The organism is Flavobacterium mesophilum, assembly GCF_039581405.1.
Taxonomy (GTDB): domain Bacteria; phylum Bacteroidota; class Bacteroidia; order Flavobacteriales; family Flavobacteriaceae; genus Flavobacterium.
The window spans coordinates 254,729-277,411 of the sequence record NZ_JBCPXZ010000007.1; the positions used below are offsets into that span (position 1 = coordinate 254,729).

Genomic DNA, 22,683 nt, shown 5'->3' on the forward strand with positions numbered 1-22,683 from the left:
TTATAAGTATTAATGGTTAATTTTTATTGAAATAATGTTTGTTATATTTCTGGATGGCAGGCTGAATATATTTATTGAAAAGAATAAAATCCGGAATGCTATTGCCTGGTTTTCCAGTTCCAAAACATTCAGGGCAATCATTATTTTCCCCAAAACATTCGGTACAAGCGCCAATTGCTTTTGCTAAATCATCATTTTGATTCAACTCAAATTCCAACTGAAATTTTAGTCCCTCAATAATGGTAAAAAGTTTATGGTTGATTTTTTTGAGTTTTTTGATTCTTTCCTCAAGTTCTAAATCAATTTTTGGAGTTTCCTTTTCTTCCTCGGGCTCATTTTTTCCCATCATTGGCTGCATCAGCTCAAAATATTTAGCCATTTCAGGATTGTGTTCTTTCAAATATTCTAAATAAGCATCCATTTGTATAACTTTTAGGTTTTATAAACTAGCAATAGTGTTTTCAAGTCTATTGATTCGGTTAGGGGTATTTGTGCCCACAAACTGGCCGTATTGATCGATGTAATAATCCTCGGTTGGAATTAATCCTCCGTTATAATATTCGTATAAAATATTCTCTGTCAAATAGTTTACACTTTCGATCAATTCTGCAAATGAGTGGCTTTCGATAGGCGAATTTGGGCTAGCAGTCCCAAGACTTTGTTGTGCCTGACCTGCCTGAAATTGTGGGTTATTAATAACACCTCCTAACTGATTGTACAATCCTTGAACTCTGGCAATATCCTGTGCCGCCTGTGGACGCAATTGTACCGGATTATCCTGCACATATTGCTGAATTGCAGGAAGTGCGGCTCTACCAGCATCTGCAATATAGCGAGTGGTATTGCTCACAGCTTGTCTAAATGGTGAAGGCGCAGCTGGACGGCGTTGGTAGTTATTATTTGCCGGTCTGTAAGGTTGTTGTGGCGCTGGTCTGCGTGGTGCTTGACGACTATTGTCTAATGCAGCACTTGCAGATCCTGCCAAGTTACTTACCAAACCACCCACAGCTCCACCAATCTGTGGGGCCCCAAAATAAGTACCGATGGCAGTTCCTGCAATTGGAGCCACGGCCGAAACACCACGTAAAACTCCAGATCCTATACTGCTGGCTACATTTCCTAGGCTAGACCAAAATCCTTCGGCTTCACTTTCAGACATTTGGTCTACTCTTGACAATAGGACGTTTTCTAATTCGCTTTCGCTTAAATTTGAATATTCTGGTCCTAACACATATCGTACAGCTTCAAAATAATTGTCTTCGCTGAATGATTCTCCTTGAAAAACTTCATGATATAAACTCATAATTTTTAGTATTACAATTTACTCTTACTCTATTAACAGGCTTTTCAGATTTCGCCTATCCATTTTGTGCACAAAAGGAACGATGTAAAATTGATTTTTTATAATTTCCTACAAAACAGTCATTTAACCCAAAATTTTAAATAAATTTACCCTTACAAAAAAGGGGATATTTCCCCTTGCCCGTTGTAAGGCTTTAAAATAATTTTGCCCGTACTATTTGATTAAATCATTAGTTAATAACCAATTAAACCATCAAAACTATTAAAGACTTAATTCTATCATTATGGAAAGAGAAACTGGAAGACCGACTCAATTGATTACTAGAAAATTCGCAAAAGAATTGCATGCAAATTTTATGAAATACCGAGCCAGCATTATTGCCAAATACATTAAAAAGGAAGATGCGAATGCCGTTTGGTTTTCTGTTGAAGAACTTGAAAATTACATTCATTACATCAAAACCAAAGGAGAAAAGACAGGATATGATGTAAATGGAATTCGTATTTATTTTGGAGTATATCCAGAACAGAAAAAATATGAAGAAAAAGCAGGCTTGATGACCGTTTTTTTACAAGCTACAGGAAAGAAAATCAGAAAAGTGGCTAAAGAAGGAGAATTGCATACTCTTTCATTAATGATGGAAACAGGAGAAAGCGACATTTCTGGTATTGAACCAATGAATTATGGCAGTATCGGAAGACCACCTGCATTAGAATATTAAAAAATATGTTTGAATTTTTACGATTTTACACTTTCTATTTAGCTTTATGCTCTGGAATTATTGGATTGCTTTCCATGCACAAACTTCCAAGCAATAGGGCTAAATTTTTAGTAGTTCTAATTTGGTTTTCAGCTGTGATTGAAAAGGTTGGCTATTATTTCACAGAATGGACTGGATTATTGAATTACTACGTTTTCAATTTTTATATGCTCGTTAGTTTTTCTGCCTATATATTACTTCTGCGAAGTTTATTATTAAAAGTAAATCATCGATTAATAGCGCTACTTTGTTTTTTGCTGTTTATCATTTCTTACTTTTTGAATATTTTATATTTTAAAGAAGATACAAATCATTCTTATACTTATAGTTTCGCTATTGGCGTTTTAATAATTATGATATTGGCCTGTTTATATTTGGTTGAAATTTTTAATTCGGACAAAATATTAAATTTTAAAAAATCAGTATTCTTTTGGTACATATTAGGAATATTGGTTTTTCATGTACCCTTTCTGCCCTTTATGCTTGCACTAAATTGGTTCTTGATCAAACACGATGAATCCATTTTTAGTCTGGTAGTTTTTTTATTGAATCTTTTAGCACACAGCTGTTATATTATTGGATTTTTATGGAGCGAAAAGAAATACAATTATTAGTCATTTCATTAGGTATTGTTTTTTTAACTTTGCTTGTCATCCTATTGGTTCTTTTCTTTTATTTTTTGAAGAAGAAAAACAATTATTTGGTTGAAAAGATGGAATCTGAGCTCTACTTTCAATCCGAATTAATCAAAACCCGAATCGAAATAAAGGATCAGACATTAAGTGAAATCAGCAAAGAGCTTCATGATAATATTGGCCAGATTATTTCTGTAGCGATAATGCAGCTCAATATGTATCATGCAAGCGGCAAACCGCTCAAAGAGCAAGAGCTAAACGATCTTAAAGAAATATTGACCAAATCATTAGATGAAATCAGAATTTTATCCCGCATTATCAATAAAGATAATTTACTGCAGATCAATTTTATCCAAGCCATACAACTTGATTTAGAGCGAATAAAAAAATTAAAGAAGATTGATTACAAATTCAATCTAACCGGAGAAGCCCCAATAATCAGCCAAGAACACGACTTATTTATCTACCGCATATTCCAGGAAGCCCTCCACAACAGTTTAAAACATTCTCGAAGCGATTTATTTGAAGTAAATAGCACGACCACAGATGCCTCTTTTCGTCTAGAAATAAAGGATTTCGGAATTGGTTATGACAGTACTCAAATAAACTCTGGATTGGGTTTAAACAACATGAAGTTAAGAGCCAAATTAATTGGTGCGCAATTAAGTATGGAATCATCTCCGTCTGGAACAACCGTAATCTTAGAATATCCCTTAACCCAAACCAATGAAACCGAACACTAACAAAAAAATTATTATAGTCGATGATCATCAGCTTTTTTCACAATCATTAGAACTTTTAATCAACAGTTTTAAAGATTTTGAAGTCATTAACCGATTTGAAAACGGAAAAGTTTTTCTTTCGTTTTTGAATGATCATCCAGACACAGAAGTCGATTTGATTTTATTAGATGTCAATATGCCTGTTTTAGACGGTGTAAGCACAATGAAATGGCTCAAAGAGAACAAACCCGATTTAAAAGTCATTGCACTCTCAGTAAACGATGACGAAGAAGTCATTATAAAAATGATTACCAATGGCGCCAAAGGTTATTTGCTAAAAGATACCTCACCCGAAATTTTCAAAGATGCTATAACATCTGTGATAGAAAAAGGGTTTTATTTCACCGAACTCGTTTCTGGAATGCTAGTTAAAAAGGCAAACGACGATTCGAAAAAAATAAATTTAAAAGAGAAAGAAATTGTTTTTATAAAGCACGCTTGCACTGAAAAAACGTATAAAGAAATTGCATCCGAAATGTGTTTAAGCCCAAAGACCATTGATGGTTACCGAGAATGTTTATTTGACAAACTCGAGATCAAAACTCGTATTGGGCTTGTATTGTATGCTGTAAAAAACAAAATTGTCTTGGTGTGAATCAATAGGTAAGCGCTGCAAAAATTGGGTGATCTTTAATTTTTTCCCTGCCATTCAAAAAGGATAATTCCATCAGGAAATTACATTGTACAATTTCGCCACCTAGTTTTTCTACCAGTTCACAAACGGCTTTTGCGGTTCCTCCTGTTGCTAAAACATCGTCATGGACCAATACTCGATCTCCTTTCTTTATGGCGTCTGTATGCATTTCTAGACTATCAAAACCATATTCCAATTCGTACGATGCCGAAATCGTTTCAAATGGAAGCTTTTTAGGTTTTCTTACTGGAATAAAACCTGCATTTAATTCTTGTGCCAATAAAATTCCAAAGAAAAATCCCCGACTTTCTGCTCCTACCACTTTGTCAATTTTTTGTTCTTTTAGAGAATCAACTAAAATTTTGAGGCAATTTGTACGCGCTTCAGGGTTATTTAGCAAAGGCGTGATATCTTTAAATAAAATTCCTTCTTTAGGAAAGTCCTGAATATCACGTATATAATTTTCCATGTTCATTTTTTTTTATTTTTATCTAATTTTTCTCTTGTTTATCTCACATTTATGTCTATCTTTGCACCCGCAATAAGCAATCAACAAAGCTACGAAAATTAGCTGATTGTAGCAAAAATGGCCTCGTGGCGCAACTGAATAGCGCATCTGATTACGGCTCAGAAGGTTACTGGTTTGAATCCAGTCGAGGTCACTTCTCGGGACAAAAGATAAAAATCATCTTTTGTCCCGTTTTTTTTTGCTTTTAACTGTTTGTTAATGAGATAAATAGACTCCACTATTTTGTTCACTCTAGCGGTTTGTACTTTATTTTCGTGAATTGTGAAATTTTCGGGGTAAACTAAACCAATTAGGCTTCTTGCATCGGACAAATCCCTTTTCAAATATGAATCACTAAGTTTGATAAGGTTGTCAACCCCCTTTATCAGTAGCTCTTCAATACTATGCTTATCTTTAGTAACTGTTGATAGCTCACGTTCAAGGTTTGCAATTCGTGCACCATAGTCATCTTTCATCAGCTTATAATCATCAGCTTCAATTTTTGATGTAAGAAGAAGATCTCTTGCATTGCTTAATCTGAGCTCATAATCTTTTATCTGTTCGACAAGTCTTCTTTTCTGTTCGCCGGCATTATTTGCGAGATCACGATGTGTTTCATATAAAATCGAGCTGTATAATTTCTTAACTTCAACTATTGGTTGATACTTATTGAGATCTTCAATAAAAAGTTCATTAGCGATTTCAGAGTTAATTCTAAACTTACATCGCGCTTCACAGTGGTAATAATGATAGTATTTATGTCTTCCTTTACATTTACTTCCTTGAAGCTTCTTTTGGCACTTTGGACAGATAAAAAAACCTCTTAATGGGAAATCGATGACAGTTTTAATTTTGGGTCTGTAAAGACGTGATTTTCCATCTAGGATATCCTGCACATTATAAAAAAGTCCTTCGGTAATAAGTGCCTCATGCTGTCCTGTGACAAATCTACTTTCTTCATCTTTATACTTTGGTATAAATATTTTACCGCAATAAACAGGATTCCTAATCAAGCCCCACATGTTATTTTTAGTTCTTTTAAATCCTCTCCTGCATGCCATATGATATATTTGCTCTGTATTAAATATTCCTTTAGCAAGTTCTTCAAATATCCAGCGCATAACTGAGGCGGCAGGTTCTACTAGTGCAATATATTTACTTCCATCTTCTTTAGATTTATTTGCATATCCAAATGGCGCAATCCCCATATATCTTCCTTCTTTTTTTGCTCTTCTCATACCATGAAAGGTATTTAAAGCTCTTCGATCGTTTTCAACTTCAGGAGCCGCTAAGTAAAAAGCCAGCATCATTTTATTTTCTGGAATTGCCAAATCAAGAGGCTGCTCAATCGCTTGAGGCTCTACACCTAACTTTCTCAATAAACTTATCATCTGATACGCATCTCCTGCATTTCTGCTGAAACGATCCCATTTAGTAAACAAGACCAGATCAGTTGTGTTTTTTTGCTTTTTTAAATTAAGCAAAAGTTTATTCCATTGTGGTCTGTTGAACGTCTTAGCGGAATGATCCTCATAAATAACGTTACGCACTTCAATATAATTTATTGAGCAATATTTTCTTAAAACTTCTTCCTGATTTCTTTGGGAATAACCTTTCTCTGCTTGTTCGTCCGTGCTTACACGTATGTATAAATCTGCTATTATACTCATGATTCCAAAAATTTAGATACGGCTACATGAGCCATTTTTCGTAAAAATAGCAAAATTTCAGTTGCTTCTTCGATTGTAACATTCATACCCTCAGAGTTTAACATATTCATAGCTTTCTCTGGAGTTATTTTTCCTCTTGTGTTTTCCTCTTCATCTTCCATCTCTAAAATATTTTATATCAAAAAAGCCCTTAAAAGGGCTTTAGTTTTTTATTAATACATTACTCAAAAAAATAAATCTTACTCCCTTGTGTTTTCTTAAACGACCGCTCGTACTTTATATATCCATAACTACTCAATTCCTGAATACATTTATGATAAGTGTAAGCTGAAGAAATTTTTGCCAAAGGAGTTATTTCATGTCTATAGACCTGTATAGGATTCACGAAACCTTTTTCAACTCTATACTTTAGCAGTGCGGCGTAAATTGCAATATGAGTGGAACTAATTCGAAAATCATTTTCAATTGCAGAAAAGAAGTCCAGTAAGCTTTTAAGATTTTCCATAGTCTTTATTTTATATTTTTCTGCATTTACTTTTGACTTTGATATCTTGACATTTTAAACTTGATTGTAATTTTAAAGAGACGTCCCTTTTAACTCTAAACAAACTTTCAATTGTCACCTTCCTTAGGTTTTCATTGTAGATATTCAGACACTTATTTTGAGGATTAGCTTCGATATAGACCTTACATTCCTTTCCTTCTTTAGTTAAAGTCACTGCTTCTCTTCTGCCTTCTTTAAGAGAATCTAGTAAAGAATTGATTTCCGATTGACCCAAAGTCTTCAGACATAATTCAGATACACTTTTTTCAATGTTGAAGCCATATGATTCATGAAATTCTTTTAATTGATAATTATTATCAACTCCTTTTTGATTAAAGTCTAATTGTTTCCAAGTCCCTGCTGTTAAAACTGCTCTACCTGACAGTAATTCGTAAGCCTGCTCTGAATTAAAAGCTTTTACCTCGTCAACATTAAAATAGTATTGCCTATTCTCGTTATTACCATTCTGATGATGGAGATTAGAGTTAAAACCTTTAAAATCATAATGTCCCTGCTCATTTTTCATAAAATGAAGAGAATGATTCATCTGGTCGTGCTCATTAAGATAATAAGATATTGGAACAGTAAATTTATCCTGCCCCAGCCTCATATACCTATCAACTTTATTGTATGCATTTTTAAAGCCAGCACGTTCCAGATTATCTGTAAGCAACTGATTGCTTTTTAGCTCCTCTCTGCTTTCTTTTTGAGCATTGATTTTTTCTACAACAAATTTGCTCATTAGTTTATAGAAATACTGCCGAAACCTGTCCGGATAAATTTTCGTAATTAAAGTGTTTCGTTCGTTTCTTATAATCTGCAATGCAGTACGTTCATCTAATTGATTTGTATTCTTGTACTTCAATAAAATACTTTCATAGAACCTTAGTTTCTCTTTTAATAGAGAATTTTCTAACGATGAACTTGATTTAAAAAGTTTCTTCAGTCGGTCTTCTTTTGAATTCCACCCAGCAATCTCTGACTCCAGTCTATTTGTATGAACCTCATTATTCATAATTTTAAACTTTAGAGGTTAAGAATTTCTATACAGATTTACCTGCCTTTCTTTTATGGGCAGCAGTTTTCTTTTCCCTCTGATCAGGTTCATCATCAATATCCTGCTTCTGGGATTGTTCTTTCGAAGCTGACTTTTCTTTCGATTCCGACTGCTTTTGATCCTTGCTCTCGCGATGATTAATCCTTTCTAAATTATCGTCGTAAACATTTACAGTTTTAAATTGTGGATTTGCCTCTACATACTGTTTGCTTTCTACTCCACTAACAACAAAAGTTACAGACTGAAGATTACCTTTTTTAAGTGAATTTAAAAGATCTTCTTTATATTTAGGTGTTTCAAGTTCCTTTATAGAATGTTTTGCTAAACTTGCTTCCAAATCGTACCCATAATTTTGATGGTAATGATTTATTTTAAAGTTTCCATTGCTTTCGGATTCCTTAAAGTCAATTTTTAACCAGGAATTATACACTTCACCTTCCTTCGTTTTAAGATCTTTATTTACAGAACGACCTTCCATTAAATTATAAGCTTCTTTAAGGGTAATATTACTGCTGTTGCTATTAATATAAAAAGTCTGTTCTAATCCTTCTTTTGATTCTACTTTTTTAAGATTCACATGATAAGAATTAAAAAAGTACAGATCACTTTGGTCGGATTTTTTAAAATTCAGTTCGGCAGTCATTGCATCTTTTCCATAAACACCTTCTTTTATAATCTTAAACTCTGTCTCTCCTTTTAGCATCTTTTCTTTCAGATCCTGATCGAACGTTTCTCCAAATCCAGTATATTTCAACTGATCTTTTAGGAATTCTAAATTTTTCTGATTCATGATAAATTATTTTAAAGTTATTATTCTTTTAAAAGCTGTTAAGAATATCAAGATCAATTAGATCATTATTCTTGATGTCTATTTCTAATTGTCTGCCACCATTCTTTTCAATAAGTTGAATCGTGAGATATTTTTTCTCAGGGATAGTAAACTTTGATAAAGCACATACTAAATTCACTTCAGATTTATCTGGAATAAGCATGGAGTCGGAAGTTGAAAAAAGCGGAAGCATTTCTATTTCCTGTGAAGCAGTACGTTTAGATTTTCTCTGATCTCGAATAAAAAAACGAAGCTGGTCTATATCGTAATTTATCTTTGAAATATTACCTAAAACAAGTCTGAAGTAAAGAACATCCTGATGAATAAATATGCCGTTCACACTAAGATTAATATCAAACCTTGAACTCTTTAAACCGCTTATTTTTTTCTTTTTCAACAAAGCAAGCTTAGAATACTGTTCAATTTTCTTTTGATTTTCATTATCGAGCGAAAACAAAATATCATTATTTACAATTGCACTATTGTCAGCCTTAATGTTTAAATCCGGACATAACTCATCATAATTCAGAACAAAAACATATAACCTGCTGTCGGCTGTAACTACAGTAATATTGGTCTGCTTAAAATTCTGCTTTGCCGCTTTCAGCAGTAAAATATTTTCTACTCCTTTCGCCTTTTGCATTAAAATATCCGGACTTCCCTTATCTATGCTTTTTATCGCATAAGGAAACACTATGCTTGTTGTTTTAGAATAAGCAATCTGCACATTTTTAAACTGATCCTGATTGAAATCAACAGCTCTATTTATCAATTGTGAATAGCCAGACAGTACACTTAAAAGCAGGAAGACCAAATTCATCCAATTATTATTTTTCATTTTTTTAAGATTTAATTATTTCAAATTCTTTTGTTTTTCATCGTAGAGTAAAACTTGATATCCAGCCTTTACCACAACTTTTATAAGTTTAACCTTTTTGCTCATAAGGCTTTTAGCTGCCTCAATTCCCAACTCTGCAGCCTGCGCGCCCCAAGAGTCGGTAACTCCATTTAATCCTAAAGTTTGAAGAGAGCGGTCTGCAGAAGTTTTAGCTACGTCCCTGCTTATTGCTCCCGGAATATAGATTCCGTCAATTCCATCCAAGTCATAAACAGAGAGTTCAACAGGAAAAATTGAATTTCGATACTGGATATTATTAATTTTAACCTCCAGCCTTTCTCCTTTCAAAGATGCAATGCCATACAAAAAAGTGTTCTTAGGAATAAGTATGCCTTGGAGAAATACGTCAGTTTTTAATCTTAATTTTATAATTGACCCGTTTACAATAGTTTGTGTCTCGTGTATTATTGCTTCTATTGAATTCTGCTGCTGTTCCGAATTTAAGTTTTCCTCAACTGAATAAAATGAGTTAGATTTTAAGAGATCTGGAGGTGCTGTATTTTGCTGTAGAGAAGTAGTATTATCTGCTTCTTTTTTAGGGCTGACAGTGAAAACTTTTCCTTTGTTTATTTCAGAAGCTTTCTTTAACTTTTCCTGTACACGTGATGGATGCTGAATATCCAGAATGTTTTCAAGCATACCGCCGAGTTGTTTTAGTTCTGGATCAGGTTCTTGCGAAGTGCCCATTTGTGACATCATCTGCACTAAGTTTTTTATTGCATCTGATTCACCTTTTGATGACCCGTAGTTTTCAAACTCCCTCATATCCTGACCATAATTATCAGGTACAGCAGGTTGGTTGATTACTTTTTGAAGTGCTTTAAGTTTTTGATAAACTTTCTGTTCGTTTGCATCTTGATAAGAGGATGTATTAAATTCACTATGTGCTCTTACTAAATTATTATCCGTAAAATCATCTATTGATCCTTCTACTATTTTTTGATTCGAGTAATTAGGGTCTTTTTTTATTTGTTCCAGCAATTTGATCGAATCTACTGCCGCCTGGTCGTAGTAACTCATTTTATCGAGTGATGAATCTTCTTTAAATTTAGGAATGGGAAGATTAAAGTTAAATCCTTTTTTGATTTCTCTTTTAGCCGTTTCTGCTTCCATTCTTCCACCACCTAAAATGTAGAATAATATGGTTATAAAAGGAAGTGTTATAAGAGGCAGAACTAAAAGCATTTTTCTTCTTTTAGATTCTTTGAGTGATATTATTTTTTGCACCATGACATTACTTTTTAAAATTGATTGTTTTAATTTTTGAAATAGCTGCCGGGTTTTTATTTATTTCAGAATTTTTCTTTGAGAACGCCGCGTAAATGTTATAGAGAAAATACCCTCCCTCCAAAACAGTAAACAGAACCAGCAGATAAGTGATGGCTCTTTTAGAAAGTCTGCCCGTTAAAGATTCCATTTTTTGCACCCACTTATCTTGTGCAGATAAGTAATGCTTATTGTAAATAAATGGCTCTTCTCGCTTTTTAATTAATGGTTTCATAGCTGTCTATTTTCTATTTTCAACAGTTAAATCTTTGTTTTCGATGGTATTCCATCGTTCGATTAAAAAACCATGTGGATTGTTGTCGCTCCTAGATACATTACGAAGGCTTCCTTGGGTTATAAGGCTTCTTTTCAAAATACTGGTAGTTCTTATTATGCTTTGTTTGGCGTAGCATTGAAAGCGGTACGGGTATTCTTTGATATCTATAGTTATACTGTCAATCTGGATTGTCTGGCTTATATTTCCTGAAATGATTCCAGAGTAGAAACCATTCTCTTTTAGATCATCATAAATTCTCTTTGCACTGTCATCAGCCAGATAAAGAGCTTTTGTAACATTGGTTTTAATTACTTTATCATCAGGATCAAGGGTAAAGAAAAATTTATGAAATGTTTTTACATGATCTCTTGCTTCCACAGGTACATTATCCCTTCGATCTGATGCATATGCTTCCATAGCTTTCCCATTGGCAAGAATATAAACCTTGTCCTGCATCAGAGCTACAGACTCAAAGCTTTTATAAAGTGTGTAACAGCAGATAATAATACAACCTGCAATTACCAGCATTGTAAATCCTCTAACATATCGGAATGCAGTATCTATATTTTTCATTTTAGTAAACATCTTTTATCTTTTTAGGTTACTATGAATTTCCTTTTAGCTTATCGTTCATGTAATTTCCTTTCTCTTTGAAATACGGAGTATTACCAGCCGATGAAGACATGCTTTGTGACATTTGACCTGCAGCATTTCCCATAGAGTCCATTACCATACCAGCGCCTTGCGAGGTTTTTGTAATAACTGAATTAGTAGTACTGCTAAGCATACCAGTAACTTTCTGCCCTAAGGCTCCGCCCCCACCTGCATGAACGATGTAATTAGCTACTGATGGGACAGTAAAATAGCCGATGATCCCAATAATCATAAAAATTAGATATGACATATCAGTCCTGCTGAAGAAAGTATCTCCCGTTGACTCCACCTGTGATAAATCCAGTTTCAGCATAAGTTCCTGTATTTTACCGATGATGCTTCCAAAAATATTTGCAACTGGCAGCCATAAATAAATATTGATATATCTTGCCAGCCAAACGGTGAGAGTATGCTGAAATCCATCAAAGACCGCTATGCCAAATACAAGGGGGCCAAGTATGGAGAGTACTACCAATTGAAAAGTCCTAAGTGTGTCAATACACAGAGCGGCAGCTTCAAACAATACTCTCAGTACTTCACTCATCCATTCTTTTACAGAATTTCTGAAATTATAAGAGGCCTTTTCCATGGCAAACTTTACGTCGTTTCCTATACCTGCAAGCATGCTCTCATCGGAAGGATCCTCATCATGAGTATATTTATACCATTTGTCTCGATCTCCTGTTCCTGTGGAACCAACATACATTTTCCATGGATCGGTTTCTTTTATAGCCTTTTCTTTTTCCTTTAAAAGAACTGCAACAGCATTATTAGATCCTGTCACCATCGCTGCAGTGGCTGTAACAGTTGGTTTCATTACCCCATTAATAAGTGCCAGTACAGATGGAAAAATCATAATACAGAATCCAATAACAAAAGGCCTGAAAAGTGGATAGAAGTCAATAGGTTCTGCATTTGCAATATGACGCCAGACTCGGGAAGCTATATACCAAATTGTCCCAAAACCAGCTATCCCCTGCCCTACAGCCAAAAGATTACTGCACAAGGGCATCATCTCATCATAAAGCTGATCTAAAACCGAGTGCATACTCTGCATATTATCGCCGAGTCCCTGTGCACTTGCAGCAAAAGGTACTATCATTGCACCAGTTAATAAAAGCACTGTTTTAAAAGATTTATATATGTTCATCGTTTTAATTTTTTAAATCAAGAAGTTCTTTGGAAGCATATACATCTTTCTTTTCCTTTGCTCTCTGCAATACCAATATGCTTGATGATTTATTAAAGTCTCTCAAAAACAAAAGTTTATCCTGCATCTCCATATAAATATTATCAATTGCTTGAAGCCTTTCATCGTCAGACATTCTTAGCTTATCAGCTGTAATTACCATAGTGAGTTCATCAAGGTTTCTTAAACTCTGGTTCAAAAGGTTTCCATAAACTTTCTCAAAATAGTTGATCTCCTGCTGGCTGAAACTTTCACTTTTTAAAAACCTGTTCAATCCTTTTTTGCTTTCTTTTACCAACAGTATTTGATAGTTTACAATATCTCCTATTCTTTTGTAATTCTTGACCGTTGGGCTTACCTGCATAAGGGCATCTAAGAATGTTTTATGAAGATTAAAGTTGCCTTCGGACATATCTTTAACTGTTTTGTAACCTCCCGAAAGCAGTTCATAACCCTTTTTCATATCGCTGAGAATCTTTTTGAACTGCGAGAGTTTTTCAATGTTTAAGATCAGCTGCTGGATTTCTGCCGACTGTCCATTGATGCTGCTTGGGATAAATCCAAAAGAAACCAGAAATACTAAAATCAATATCCTTTTCATGGCGTTAATTTTTAAGTCCGTAAATACTTTGTGTGGATTCAGCACTTCTATTTTCATTAGATTTTGACAATGACAATAACTTTGCTTCATTACTAAAAGACAAACAGAAATCGTAATTACTAACCATCGTTTTGTATAGCTCATCTATACGCTCTATCCTTTGGTCATCTTTAAGTTCCAGTTCTGAATCAGTAGTAAGAACCAGAAGCTGATCTAAAGTTTCATTGCAGCTTTCTAGTAGTCTTTCAAAAGAACGCTCAATATAATCGAGCTCATTTCCCTGAAATAAATCATCAGTCTTGAGTTTGATATAAGTGCTTTTATACATTTTCATTATCTTAAACTGCAATGAGATAATCTCTGCTGTTTTATAATAGTTCTTTATTTTGGGATTAATTTTCAAAAGTGAAGCGAAATAATCACCATGAAAATTGACTTCTCCTCTCTTTACATCACCAATGAAATTCAGACCTTTGGAAACAGCTGAATATCCTTTTTTAGCATAATCCATGTAAACCTGAAGTGCAGCAATCTGCAACAGCAGCTCCTTTCTCTGCTTGGCCTGTGCGTGAATTCCTTGATTTAAAACAACCCCAGCAAAGAGTAATACAATTACTTTTTTCATAATATTTTCCTTTATTACGGAATTCCGTAAAATTGTTTAACCTGATTTACTTCTGTTTCAGTTTTTGCTCTTTGAAGACTTAGCATTACATTCTGCTGATTGAAAAGTGTCAAATCATCATAATTGGAATCGATTTGATCAGCAGCTTTATTAATAATCTCCAATCTTTTTAAATCACTCATCTGCGTTGAGAAAGAATCCAGAATTAAAAAGATCTGGTCAATATTTTTGACACTCTCCTCTAGAATCCCTGAATAAACGCGTTCCATATACTGAATTTCGCTTTCTTTAAAGTGAGAATCCTGCTTGAACAGATTCCAGGCTCTTTCATATTCCTCAACTAGTTTTGTCTGCTTCTTTGTAATATCCTTTATCCTCTGATAGTAAGTTATAATAGATTTTACTTTTGCCAGTTCTTCATAATAACCCTGATATAAATCTTTCTGCTTTTTGGTCCAATCAGAAATTTCATCCAACTTTAATTTAGACAATACATTTTCGACTTTTTTCTGGGCATTCTGAAGCCAGATTGTCTTATTTTGCAGTTTTTGAATTCTGAGGTCAATTGCTTTAATAACTTTCTTGGTAACTGCTTTAACGATCTCCAGTATTGGCAACGCCACTGTATTATTTGCAGATCTTGCAGGATTGCCGATAAGCAGCAGACATATCATGCAGGTAATTAATTTTGCTTTCATTTTCTCTTTCATTTAAATTCCATCTCTTATATCTTGCGCCATTGCAGCTATACCTTTTTTTATATCACCTTCAAACTTTTTAGCATAGGCGTTCATTTTTACCTTCTCGCTTTCCTCAGTCGTGTAAGCCAGATATTCCTCCAAAGAAACTTCTGTCCTATAGACCTTCGAAAGCCTTCCACCCAGGGAAATAAATACTTCTTTATACTTTTTATCAGGATCATTCGCTTTATTAACTGAAAGTACAAGAGCTTTTTCCTTATCTGTAAGCCCCAGAAGTTCCTGTATCTGATCGAACTTGTTTTGATATTTGCTCTGATCAAGCAGAATCTTACAATCGCTGTTATTGATAATAGCCTGTTTTACTACTGGTGAAGAAATAATATCTTCTACCTCCTGTGTGACTACAATAGCTTCCCCAAAGAACTTCCTAACAGTTTTAAATAAGTACTTAATATATTCGGACATTCCTTCTTTAGCAATGGCTTTCCATGCTTCCTCGATCAAAATCATCTTGCGGACACCTTTTAGTTTGCGCATTTTACTTATGAAAACTTCCATTATAATGATCGTCACTACAGGAAATAAAATTGGATGATCTTTGATATTGTCCAGTTCGAATACAATAAAACGCTCTTTCAAAAGTTCCAGATTCTCAGTGGCATTAAGCAGATAGTCAAACTCACCGCCTTTATAATATGGGCGGAGTACATAGAGAAAATTGTTTACATCAAAATCCTTTTCTTTGACTCTATCATCTCCCAGTATCTTTACAAAATCATTTCTCAAAAATTCATAAAAGGTATCAAAACAGGGAAAAATACTAGAGTCATTATCCAGCTTTTCATAATATAGCTGTAGCGCATTGGAAAGCGCCACATACTCACTTCGATTAAAGGTTTCATCATCTTTTTTCCACAGAGCCAAAAGCAGCGTTTTAATACTTTCCTTCTTCTCAGTATCCAAATTATCACCTTCAGAAATATAGAAAGGATTAAAACGGATCGGATTCTTTTCATCATAAGTAAAATAATAGCCGCCGACCATATCACAGAGTCCCTTATAACTGTGTCCAACATCTACAAGAACTATATGTGTACCCTGCTCGTAATAACTTCTTACCATGTGGTTAGTGAAAAAAGATTTACCGCTTCCTGAAGGTCCAAGTATAAACTTATTCCTATTAGTACAAATTCCCATTTTTACAGGCTCATCGCTAATGTCTACATGAACAGGCTTTCCTGTTAATCGGTCTCCAAGCCTTATACCTGTTGGACTTAAAGAAGACTTGTAACCAGTTTCCATGTTTAGAAAGCAAACTGCCTGCTCTGTGAAAGTATCAAAAGTATCATTCATAGGAAAATCTGCTTCATTCCCCGGAATTCCTGCCCAATAAATCTGTGGAGCTCCAACAGTTTCCTGTTTGGCTGCTGAATCCATCTGAGCAAGTGCTGATGATACTTTGTTTTTGATATCTTTCAATTCTTCTTTATCACTACTCCATGCCAGCACATTAAAATGGGCTTTAACGGGAAGTCTTTGCTGAGACACGGCTTCATTCAGGAAATCATTAGTTGCATCTCTGGCAATCATATTCTCCCTGCTGTAAGCCGACAGTGATTGAAGCCTTAATCTCTTGCTCTCCAGCTTTTGGATAGTTTTCTGTGCATCTTCAATAAAAATATACTGATTGTAAATATGGTTGCATGACAAAAGCTGCCCTAAAGTTGATGCAAATCCGACACTGAATTTGGTTTTATCAGTTGAATAGCGGTCAAAATTGATTCTGGATCCACAAAGACCAGGAAGGTCAGCAGCATCACCAAGGGTAAATAGCTGGCAGTGCTTATCTCCTACTGCGAGACCTTCATCAAACTTAATATCCTTAAAAACAAATGAATCTTCGTCCTCAGATAAGAAACAGTACTGTTCAACGAGGCCAATTTTTCTGCTTTCACTTTTCAGTGAATTGTCTTTCAAGCGAGTAAGTTTAATAAAACCGTTGTCTTCCAGTATTCTCTTAAACTGTCCGGTGCAGTCAATAAAATCCTGCAAAAGCTGTTTATTTAGAGTTTCCTCAGGTACCATTTTATTTCTTATAAGACTAGAAAATAAAGAACTTGAATTCTTCCTTCCATGCGGTTTTTTTGTCAGCATAATATAACAGGTATGCTCCAGAAAAGGCCGTTCATTAAAAAATCTTTCACTGCTTCTTGTCAAAAAACTGCTGTCATCACTTGTAAAATCTGCTTTATATCTCTTTTCTAAAAACCAATCCTGTTTGTGAAATACACAGAACTTTGGCAATATCTTGAGTGCCTTAATCCATGACTGATGAAAAGCCTCATATTCCTGATCCGACAAGGTAAAAATCTCGGGTAATTCTACTCTAAATGCTACGGTAACATCGCCATGCTTTGACAAAATACAATCATGCTCGACTGCCATAATCGGCAGTAAATCCTCCATCCTCTTCTCCATTTCCTCTTCATTTTTACTATTAACGTTCTATAGCTATATCTTTAAAAAAATACCTCTACTATAAACTTTAATACATTTTGGAATCTGCTTCTTCGCTAGTGCCTTCATCATGCCGAATTCTCCATACTTATTACTCATTTTGTATATTTTAAAAACTAAAATAGCACCAGCAGTCCCAATGAGTCCAACACATAATAATGAAGGCAGCCCAATGATATAAAGAATTGCAAAAATGATCATAAGAGAAACAACACCTCCTCCCAAATACCAGATATACTGAGCTTTTAAGCCTTTAAATTCTATACTTTGATTAATTCCTTTATTGATCTGGTAGACACTATTACTCATAAGGCCTTGCGTTTATACCCCGAAGAAGGATTTAATTACTGTAGCCACAACAACTAGAAAGACACAACTTCCAAACCATGCCGCTGCAACTTTGCCGGTATCGGGATCACCGGCATTCCATTTCTGATAAACCTTAACTGCCCCTATTAAGCCCAGTATTGCGCCTACAGCATACATTAACTCTGTTCCGGCATCAAAATAGCTTCTAACTTTTTGATTCGCTTCATTAATCCCGGCTACACCATCTTGGGCATAAATTTTTGTTTGATATACTAACAACAACGCAAGTATGCAGTAAGACAAAACTTTTTCCTCATCTAATTCCTTTAATTTCCATCCGCATTTTTTCATAACCATCATTTTTAAAGTTTTCAATACACTTATTTAAAAAGCAGAGGAATATCACTGTTGCAACTCTTTCTCCTTGTCACATAAAGCCATACCGCACCAGAGAGAACAGGGATTATTCCTCCGCTGAATTTTAAAAAACACTTCCTTCCCACAAACTGTCTGCCTCGCTTAAAGTCAAAAGCAGGTTTGGATATTTTGAAGATTCAGATACCATCAGCTTATTGATGTTTTCTCGCAGTGAAGAAATCTTCACATAAGGATATTCATCGAGAACCATTCTTAGATAGTTTTGAAAGTGTTCTTTTGAAAATTCCTTTTCATTACTCTCTTTTACTGCTTGAAGTATTCGGACAGAAAGTTCTTCGGCATCTTCCAAAGTATCGAATGATTCTGAAAAAGCCGAAGATAAAGATCTATGCTCTCCAGGGTCTTGTACTTTACTTTTCGTAATATCTCTAAATGAAGTAAACTTGAGTTTCTTTTCTCCTGAAAAGAGCTTTAAAAGATCTTTGTAATAAAACTTTAATAGTATTATAAAATACCAGATCAAGACCACCAAACCTAAAACAGTTAAGTAACTGCTCCATGAAATATTTGTAAACATAGCATCATCATTTATTATTCAACATTCATCTCCTTCTATGCAAATCATTATCAAATTGTTTGACATGATTTATTTTATGCCAAAGGAACAACTACAATACTGCCTCTACAAGTACAACTTTTGTTGTACCTTTTTGTACCCTCAGTTAACACAGGTAACCACGCAAAAAAAGCAGAGAGAAAATGATAGATTTTTATCATTTCCTCTCTGCTTTGAATTAAGTAAGTATGTATTAGCTACTTTCTCATAGCTTTAATTAATTTATTATTACGCCTGTCAGCTCTAGAGTTTTGAAGCGATAAAACCGCCCATATAGCAGCTGGCACCCATCCTATTAAAGTAATTTGCAGAATCAAACAAATTATGGCTGTAAAGATCTTTCCTCTTAACAGAAAAGAAATACATGGAAAAAATATAGCAATTAGAGTCATGATTAATCTAGTTTAATTATATGTCGTAAATGATAATATTTGTTACTTAGTACTAATTCAAAATCTACTTCTAAAGGCCCGAGCAGATTGTAATTTACCTTCAATATGAATTTATTTTCTTTATAATTTTTTCCAGAGTCTGGACTGCGATAAATTTATCACGGTCTTCTGCATTGTACGATTTGCTTCTGACTGACTGGTAAGACAGTTCTCTTTTAAAAGGTGTTGATAAATATGGAACTATCATCTTAAAAAAATGATTCATTGATCTCGCTTTCACTATCCTCGATTCATCTGCTGCTCTGAGTATCAATGCAATTTGATCAGCAGACAGATCGCACTCAATTTTAGGTTCTGAAACAGTTAAAGAATTTATACTGTCGTCCGCTTCATTATTAGTTTGGAATGCTAATTCGAGATTCCTTTCTAGATAATTGATTTCCTGTTTAAACCAGCTTTCCAAAACACATTTAATATTACTGCGGCTTGGATCGAAGGATATTCTTTCATCTGAATGGATCCTGCCAAATTCTTTTTGATAATAAAGCAGTCTATTTATCCGCAAAGCTATTGATTCCTCCTCTTCTACCTCTTTGCTTATTTGCTCAATTATATGCTCAATTATATGCTCAATATAGTCCGTACTGTTAAAATTCCTGCCAATAAGAACTTTGTCTATATTCGAAAAGAAGCTTGCCTGTTCATTTTCGTCAATATTTTTAATACTTTTTAATAATTCCTTTTGATAAAGAAGCTGACGGTAGGTAATTTTTTTACCAGAAAATGATTTGAGAAAACGAAGCCCATTTTCAAGAACAATTCTTATGATATTATTTTCGAGACCATTGAACACTTTATCTGAAAGTATTTTAAATTTCGATTCAAGTTCATTTCTTGAGAGCATAAGATATGTAATAGGTACTCTTTCATCGAGGCTTAAATATTCTGAAAATCGATTTTCGACAAGTAGAAGCAACTCTTCCAATTTGTCCTGCAACAAATCCAGAATATCAGTTAATTCAGGTTTTCCTAAAGAATTTCTATTTTGATATTCAATAACAGTATCTATAAAGGAAACAAGATTTGAATGATATTTTCTAACCAGAAGCCGTACCTCCCTTTTCCTGCGAAGAAGAAAGATTTCTTTTTTCAAAGAAATTTGGATAATCTTAGATTCTTTTTCAATATGTTCAGATATAATTTTAAAATCTTGTGGCAACAGACTTTCAAGTATCGTATTATTAGGATTCAATGTCTGAGATATAAGTGAGTCAAACCATTCTAGAGTATATATTTTATTCATCATAGTTTGTTTAATTTAAGAAATTAATACAACGAAAACTAACGATGTTTAAATCTCTCGATAGAATTCGAACGATACATTGTAGGTGAAAACGCAGTATGCTTTTTGAAAAAGATGCTGAAACTTGAAATACTACTGAACTCCAATTCTTCTGCTATTTTGCCTATGTTAGATTGGGTATCTTCCAAAAGATTCTTGGCTTCAATTATAATAGCTTCAACTATCAAATCTTTTGCAGTTTTACCTGTCAGCTGTTTAACTATTTTATTCAGGTGTCCCGGAGTAACAAATAAAGCACCAGCATAAAAATTTACGTAATGCTGTTTTTTGCAATGAATAGACAAAATGGTAAGAAACTGTATTATTAAGCTTTCTTTTCTTGAAAAATTTAATGCTGAGTCCAATGTGTATTTTGAATAGATAAGTTTTAATTCGTAAAGAAATAGATTAAAACTGATACGTTGCAATTCATAATCAATGCCTTTACTATTAGAATCCCTACTTACAAAATAAATAAGTTTATAAACTAGTGAGAGCACCAAAAACTCCCTTTCTTCCAATGCAATTTTAATTGGCGTATTACGTATAAAGAAATAAAAAGATTCAACAAGCTCCTTTTTCAGGCAATTTTTCAAAGCAAAATCAGAAGAAAATGAAATAATGAATAACTGAAGCTTCTCATGCACTTCTAATATTTTACAATCCGAATTCTGAGGTAGTACAAGTAAATCCCAAGGAGTTAAATCTTCTATAGTCTGCTGTATCTGAACTTTAAACGTTCCTGTTTTTATTAGCAATATAGATAGATTTTCCGTTGTAAAAGATTCATTCAAAGAAGTACTGACAATATACTTTTTAATTATATGCACATCCAGACCTTCTACCTGAGACTCATTTAGGTTTATATTTACCAGATCTTTGATCATTTCTTTTTTTGTTTACTAGATTGTATTGACAAAAACAACAATTAGCTCTTATTTTCAAACGAGTTTTCAATTAGTATTAATGATAAAAAATACAGATTTAAAAGGCACGTCAGAAACAGTAAATAAGCCAGCTTTCGCGGATCAATAATTTTCCTTCCACCCTGAATCAGATAACCAACTATTTCATCATAACCAAAAAGGGTTATGATGAAATAAAGGCTAACAAGATTAAAAATGATCAACAGTACATAAAGAATAATTCGTGGTTTCATAGCAGAACAAATTTAATCAGAAAGACATTTTTAAAATATATTGCGCAGTAAAGCTATTATTGAAACAATTGAACTTTCATTAGTAGAAAAAAACTTCTTTGCAGGTTTATTCCCTGCCGATAAATCCCAATCTTTATCTTTTCTTTCTGATTCTGAATAGAGAGAGTATCTGGAAATAGAAGTAATAGTTAAGATTGTCTCAGTTTCATCATTATCAAAATGATCATCATCAATGACGGTTTCTTCAAAATCAACTATATAAGCGTAAGAAATAGCAAAATCAACTTGCCTATGGTTAATCAACCCCTGCAGAAAAATAATAAGAGTACTTTTGGCATTAGTAGAAAGTGCACTATTCTGTACTATATTGATCATACTACTATCTGGATCAGACATAATAGCTTCAACAATGGAATCATTAAATGTAATTCCCCCTTTTTGGGTAATACTTCTTTTTGCTATCTGACACGATAAAAATTTTACTTGATTAGTAATTTCTCCAATTGAATTGGGAACTGAATTTAATGCCTGATAATCATGCAGAGCGTTATAGTACAAAAGTCCCTTTTTGTCAAATGGGTTTAATTTGTTCTCGGGAGTTATTGTACTGCTTTTTGATTTCTCAGGTGAGATATCATTTAACTTTGTTTGATTAGAATCTGAATCATCAGAACAAGATGTCAAAAGACACAATAAGAAATAAGTGATTAATAAATTTTTCATGATAAGATTGTTTGAACATTGAATGAGAATTTCTTCTCAGTTCATTTCATCCGGATAAGCAGAACTTTAATTCAGCACGATGCTGAACATTTTGCTTTTGAATTCATGGCAAATCTATTCGCTTGAAAAATCTCTTGCAACCTTATATCTATGGGTTTTCCGAAAATAAAGTATGGATTTTCGGAAAATCCACACTACAGTAAATCAGAATTAAAACACTACAATCCAATAGTTTATATTATATTTGAGTTAAGATATTGTAAGAATATTGTTATCTTAGCATTTCTTCCTACGGTACTTTTGCTAAAGTATGA

27 protein-coding genes and 1 tRNA gene are annotated in these 22,683 nt (G+C 33.8%); 4 read left to right on the forward strand and 24 right to left on the reverse strand.

Annotated elements, in window-relative coordinates; translation table 11 throughout:
• Nucleotides 1-16: 16 nt before the first annotated feature.
• Nucleotides 17-421 carry a hypothetical protein gene (locus AAYQ19_RS20235; RefSeq protein WP_343538848.1) on the reverse strand — a complete coding sequence of 135 codons (405 nt, stop codon included), beginning with the start codon at nucleotides 419-421 and terminating at the stop codon, nucleotides 17-19.
• 18 nt (nucleotides 422-439) lie between these two features.
• A complete protein-coding gene (locus AAYQ19_RS20240; RefSeq protein ID WP_343538850.1) occupies nucleotides 440-1,303 on the reverse strand; it encodes a hypothetical protein in 864 nt (287 codons plus the stop codon).
• A 283-nt stretch (nucleotides 1,304-1,586) separates the two neighbouring features.
• Here AAYQ19_RS20240 and AAYQ19_RS20245 point away from each other — a divergent pair, with 283 nt between their 5' ends.
• From AAYQ19_RS20245 to AAYQ19_RS20255, 3 genes are all read left to right on the forward strand, one after another.
• On the forward strand, nucleotides 1,587-2,024 hold the full coding sequence (locus AAYQ19_RS20245; RefSeq protein WP_343538852.1) for a hypothetical protein: 438 nt from the start codon (nucleotides 1,587-1,589) through the stop codon (nucleotides 2,022-2,024).
• Nucleotides 2,025-2,775: 751 nt separating this feature from the next.
• Nucleotides 2,776-3,441: a sensor histidine kinase gene (locus AAYQ19_RS20250; RefSeq protein ID WP_343538854.1), complete on the forward strand. Its 666-nt coding sequence runs from the start codon at nucleotides 2,776-2,778 to the stop codon at nucleotides 3,439-3,441.
• The gene (locus AAYQ19_RS20255) at nucleotides 3,425-4,075 is read left to right on the forward strand and encodes a response regulator transcription factor (RefSeq protein ID WP_343538856.1); all 651 of its coding nucleotides are present in this window, start codon (nucleotides 3,425-3,427) and stop codon (nucleotides 4,073-4,075) included. The genes AAYQ19_RS20250 and AAYQ19_RS20255 overlap by 17 nt, the downstream gene beginning before the upstream one ends.
• Nucleotide 4,076: 1 nt before the next feature.
• Here the strand turns inward: AAYQ19_RS20255 and AAYQ19_RS20260 are convergent, their stop codons facing one another.
• Nucleotides 4,077-4,589, reverse strand: a complete 513-nt coding sequence (locus AAYQ19_RS20260) for an adenine phosphoribosyltransferase (RefSeq protein WP_343538858.1) — start codon at nucleotides 4,587-4,589, stop codon at nucleotides 4,077-4,079.
• 113 nt (nucleotides 4,590-4,702) lie between these two features.
• Between AAYQ19_RS20260 and AAYQ19_RS20265 the strand changes: the two genes are divergently transcribed.
• Nucleotides 4,703-4,776: transfer RNA gene (locus AAYQ19_RS20265), tRNA-Arg, on the forward strand.
• Here the strand turns inward: AAYQ19_RS20265 and AAYQ19_RS20270 are convergent.
• The 21 genes from AAYQ19_RS20270 to AAYQ19_RS20370 form a co-directional block, all read right to left on the reverse strand.
• Entirely contained in the window at nucleotides 4,742-6,292 is a 1,551-nt protein-coding gene (locus tag AAYQ19_RS20270) for a recombinase family protein (protein ID WP_343538860.1), read from the reverse strand. The genes AAYQ19_RS20265 and AAYQ19_RS20270 overlap by 35 nt on opposite strands.
• The gene (locus AAYQ19_RS20275) at nucleotides 6,289-6,453 is read right to left on the reverse strand and encodes a hypothetical protein (RefSeq protein ID WP_167443804.1); all 165 of its coding nucleotides are present in this window, start codon (nucleotides 6,451-6,453) and stop codon (nucleotides 6,289-6,291) included. The genes AAYQ19_RS20270 and AAYQ19_RS20275 overlap by 4 nt, the downstream gene beginning before the upstream one ends.
• Nucleotides 6,454-6,512: 59 nt before the next feature.
• Complete coding sequence (locus tag AAYQ19_RS20280) at nucleotides 6,513-6,797, reverse strand: hypothetical protein (RefSeq protein WP_115887091.1); 285 nt, start codon at nucleotides 6,795-6,797, stop codon at nucleotides 6,513-6,515.
• A gap of 10 nt (nucleotides 6,798-6,807) precedes the next feature.
• A complete protein-coding gene (locus tag AAYQ19_RS20285) occupies nucleotides 6,808-7,851 on the reverse strand; it encodes a hypothetical protein (RefSeq protein ID WP_343538868.1) in 1,044 nt (347 codons plus the stop codon).
• A gap of 28 nt (nucleotides 7,852-7,879) precedes the next feature.
• Nucleotides 7,880-8,683 (reverse strand): hypothetical protein, encoded by an 804-nt coding sequence (locus AAYQ19_RS20290; RefSeq protein WP_343538869.1) that lies wholly within the window; start codon nucleotides 8,681-8,683, stop codon nucleotides 7,880-7,882.
• A gap of 28 nt (nucleotides 8,684-8,711) precedes the next feature.
• Nucleotides 8,712-9,560, reverse strand: coding sequence for a conjugative transposon protein TraN (gene traN / locus AAYQ19_RS20295; RefSeq protein ID WP_343538870.1), 849 nt, complete (start codon nucleotides 9,558-9,560; stop codon nucleotides 8,712-8,714).
• A gap of 15 nt (nucleotides 9,561-9,575) precedes the next feature.
• Entirely contained in the window at nucleotides 9,576-10,850 is a 1,275-nt protein-coding gene (gene traM / locus AAYQ19_RS20300; RefSeq protein ID WP_343538871.1) for a conjugative transposon protein TraM, read from the reverse strand.
• Between the two features lie 4 nt (nucleotides 10,851-10,854).
• The gene (locus AAYQ19_RS20305; protein WP_343538872.1) at nucleotides 10,855-11,121 is read right to left on the reverse strand and encodes a hypothetical protein; all 267 of its coding nucleotides are present in this window, start codon (nucleotides 11,119-11,121) and stop codon (nucleotides 10,855-10,857) included.
• 6 nt (nucleotides 11,122-11,127) lie between these two features.
• On the reverse strand, nucleotides 11,128-11,736 hold the full coding sequence (traK, locus tag AAYQ19_RS20310; protein ID WP_289877145.1) for a conjugative transposon protein TraK: 609 nt from the start codon (nucleotides 11,734-11,736) through the stop codon (nucleotides 11,128-11,130).
• 31 nt (nucleotides 11,737-11,767) lie between these two features.
• Nucleotides 11,768-12,967, reverse strand: a complete 1,200-nt coding sequence (traJ, locus tag AAYQ19_RS20315; protein WP_445709703.1) for a conjugative transposon protein TraJ — start codon at nucleotides 12,965-12,967, stop codon at nucleotides 11,768-11,770.
• 4 nt (nucleotides 12,968-12,971) lie between these two features.
• Nucleotides 12,972-13,607 (reverse strand): TerB family tellurite resistance protein, encoded by a 636-nt coding sequence (locus AAYQ19_RS20320; protein ID WP_445709704.1) that lies wholly within the window; start codon nucleotides 13,605-13,607, stop codon nucleotides 12,972-12,974.
• A gap of 4 nt (nucleotides 13,608-13,611) precedes the next feature.
• On the reverse strand, nucleotides 13,612-14,232 hold the full coding sequence (locus AAYQ19_RS20325; RefSeq protein WP_343538874.1) for a hypothetical protein: 621 nt from the start codon (nucleotides 14,230-14,232) through the stop codon (nucleotides 13,612-13,614).
• 14 nt (nucleotides 14,233-14,246) lie between these two features.
• Nucleotides 14,247-14,930 carry a conjugal transfer protein TraI gene (locus AAYQ19_RS20330; RefSeq protein WP_343538876.1) on the reverse strand — a complete coding sequence of 228 codons (684 nt, stop codon included), beginning with the start codon at nucleotides 14,928-14,930 and terminating at the stop codon, nucleotides 14,247-14,249.
• 12 nt (nucleotides 14,931-14,942) lie between these two features.
• A complete protein-coding gene (locus AAYQ19_RS20335) occupies nucleotides 14,943-17,411 on the reverse strand; it encodes a TraG family conjugative transposon ATPase (protein ID WP_343538878.1) in 2,469 nt (822 codons plus the stop codon).
• 33 nt (nucleotides 17,412-17,444) lie between these two features.
• Nucleotides 17,445-17,759 carry a DUF4133 domain-containing protein gene (locus AAYQ19_RS20340; protein ID WP_343538879.1) on the reverse strand — a complete coding sequence of 105 codons (315 nt, stop codon included), beginning with the start codon at nucleotides 17,757-17,759 and terminating at the stop codon, nucleotides 17,445-17,447.
• Nucleotides 17,760-17,771: 12 nt separating this feature from the next.
• The gene (locus AAYQ19_RS20345) at nucleotides 17,772-18,110 is read right to left on the reverse strand and encodes a DUF4134 domain-containing protein (protein WP_343538880.1); all 339 of its coding nucleotides are present in this window, start codon (nucleotides 18,108-18,110) and stop codon (nucleotides 17,772-17,774) included.
• A 130-nt stretch (nucleotides 18,111-18,240) separates the two neighbouring features.
• Nucleotides 18,241-18,714 carry a hypothetical protein gene (locus AAYQ19_RS20350; protein ID WP_343538881.1) on the reverse strand — a complete coding sequence of 158 codons (474 nt, stop codon included), beginning with the start codon at nucleotides 18,712-18,714 and terminating at the stop codon, nucleotides 18,241-18,243.
• 236 nt (nucleotides 18,715-18,950) lie between these two features.
• Nucleotides 18,951-19,145 carry a YqaE/Pmp3 family membrane protein gene (locus AAYQ19_RS20355; RefSeq protein WP_343538883.1) on the reverse strand — a complete coding sequence of 65 codons (195 nt, stop codon included), beginning with the start codon at nucleotides 19,143-19,145 and terminating at the stop codon, nucleotides 18,951-18,953.
• Nucleotides 19,146-19,245: 100 nt separating this feature from the next.
• Nucleotides 19,246-20,451, reverse strand: coding sequence for a hypothetical protein (locus AAYQ19_RS20360; protein WP_343538884.1), 1,206 nt, complete (start codon nucleotides 20,449-20,451; stop codon nucleotides 19,246-19,248).
• A 35-nt stretch (nucleotides 20,452-20,486) separates the two neighbouring features.
• The gene (locus tag AAYQ19_RS20365) at nucleotides 20,487-21,374 is read right to left on the reverse strand and encodes a helix-turn-helix domain-containing protein (RefSeq protein ID WP_343538885.1); all 888 of its coding nucleotides are present in this window, start codon (nucleotides 21,372-21,374) and stop codon (nucleotides 20,487-20,489) included.
• A 302-nt stretch (nucleotides 21,375-21,676) separates the two neighbouring features.
• Nucleotides 21,677-22,369 (reverse strand): hypothetical protein, encoded by a 693-nt coding sequence (locus tag AAYQ19_RS20370; RefSeq protein ID WP_343538887.1) that lies wholly within the window; start codon nucleotides 22,367-22,369, stop codon nucleotides 21,677-21,679.
• Nucleotides 22,370-22,683 lie beyond the last annotated feature (314 nt).

Bases quoted from the DNA above. Each gene is read 5' to 3' on its own strand.
- traK (WP_289877145.1), bottom strand. From the start codon at position 11,736: ATGAAAAATATAGATACTGCATTCCGATATGTTAGAGGATTTACAATG.
- AAYQ19_RS20355 (WP_343538883.1), bottom strand. From the start codon at position 19,145: ATGACTCTAATTGCTATATTTTTTCCATGTATTTCTTTTCTGTTAAGA.
- AAYQ19_RS20330 (WP_343538876.1), bottom strand. From the start codon at position 14,930: ATGAAAGCAAAATTAATTACCTGCATGATATGTCTGCTGCTTATCGGC.
- AAYQ19_RS20360 (WP_343538884.1), bottom strand. From the start codon at position 20,451: ATGATGAATAAAATATATACTCTAGAATGGTTTGACTCACTTATATCT.
- AAYQ19_RS20255 (WP_343538856.1), top strand. From the start codon at position 3,425: ATGAAACCGAACACTAACAAAAAAATTATTATAGTCGATGATCATCAG.
- AAYQ19_RS20285 (WP_343538868.1), bottom strand. From the start codon at position 7,851: ATGAATAATGAGGTTCATACAAATAGACTGGAGTCAGAGATTGCTGGG.
- AAYQ19_RS20320 (WP_445709704.1), bottom strand. From the start codon at position 13,607: ATGAAAAGGATATTGATTTTAGTATTTCTGGTTTCTTTTGGATTTATC.
- AAYQ19_RS20370 (WP_343538887.1), bottom strand. From the start codon at position 22,369: ATGAAAAATTTATTAATCACTTATTTCTTATTGTGTCTTTTGACATCT.
- AAYQ19_RS20325 (WP_343538874.1), bottom strand. From the start codon at position 14,232: ATGAAAAAAGTAATTGTATTACTCTTTGCTGGGGTTGTTTTAAATCAA.
- AAYQ19_RS20340 (WP_343538879.1), bottom strand. From the start codon at position 17,759: ATGAGTAATAGTGTCTACCAGATCAATAAAGGAATTAATCAAAGTATA.
- AAYQ19_RS20350 (WP_343538881.1), bottom strand. From the start codon at position 18,714: ATGTTTACAAATATTTCATGGAGCAGTTACTTAACTGTTTTAGGTTTG.
- AAYQ19_RS20290 (WP_343538869.1), bottom strand. From the start codon at position 8,683: ATGAATCAGAAAAATTTAGAATTCCTAAAAGATCAGTTGAAATATACT.
- AAYQ19_RS20260 (WP_343538858.1), bottom strand. From the start codon at position 4,589: ATGAACATGGAAAATTATATACGTGATATTCAGGACTTTCCTAAAGAA.
- AAYQ19_RS20305 (WP_343538872.1), bottom strand. From the start codon at position 11,121: ATGAAACCATTAATTAAAAAGCGAGAAGAGCCATTTATTTACAATAAG.
- AAYQ19_RS20235 (WP_343538848.1), bottom strand. From the start codon at position 421: ATGGATGCTTATTTAGAATATTTGAAAGAACACAATCCTGAAATGGCT.
- AAYQ19_RS20335 (WP_343538878.1), bottom strand. From the start codon at position 17,411: ATGGAGAAGAGGATGGAGGATTTACTGCCGATTATGGCAGTCGAGCAT.
- AAYQ19_RS20365 (WP_343538885.1), bottom strand. From the start codon at position 21,374: ATGATCAAAGATCTGGTAAATATAAACCTAAATGAGTCTCAGGTAGAA.
- AAYQ19_RS20250 (WP_343538854.1), top strand. From the start codon at position 2,776: ATGGAATCTGAGCTCTACTTTCAATCCGAATTAATCAAAACCCGAATC.
- traJ (WP_445709703.1), bottom strand. From the start codon at position 12,967: ATGAACATATATAAATCTTTTAAAACAGTGCTTTTATTAACTGGTGCA.
- AAYQ19_RS20280 (WP_115887091.1), bottom strand. From the start codon at position 6,797: ATGGAAAATCTTAAAAGCTTACTGGACTTCTTTTCTGCAATTGAAAAT.
- traM (WP_343538871.1), bottom strand. From the start codon at position 10,850: ATGGTGCAAAAAATAATATCACTCAAAGAATCTAAAAGAAGAAAAATG.
- AAYQ19_RS20270 (WP_343538860.1), bottom strand. From the start codon at position 6,292: ATGAGTATAATAGCAGATTTATACATACGTGTAAGCACGGACGAACAA.
- AAYQ19_RS20245 (WP_343538852.1), top strand. From the start codon at position 1,587: ATGGAAAGAGAAACTGGAAGACCGACTCAATTGATTACTAGAAAATTC.
- traN (WP_343538870.1), bottom strand. From the start codon at position 9,560: ATGAAAAATAATAATTGGATGAATTTGGTCTTCCTGCTTTTAAGTGTA.
- AAYQ19_RS20345 (WP_343538880.1), bottom strand. From the start codon at position 18,110: ATGAAAAAATGCGGATGGAAATTAAAGGAATTAGATGAGGAAAAAGTT.
- AAYQ19_RS20240 (WP_343538850.1), bottom strand. From the start codon at position 1,303: ATGAGTTTATATCATGAAGTTTTTCAAGGAGAATCATTCAGCGAAGAC.
- AAYQ19_RS20275 (WP_167443804.1), bottom strand. From the start codon at position 6,453: ATGGAAGATGAAGAGGAAAACACAAGAGGAAAAATAACTCCAGAGAAA.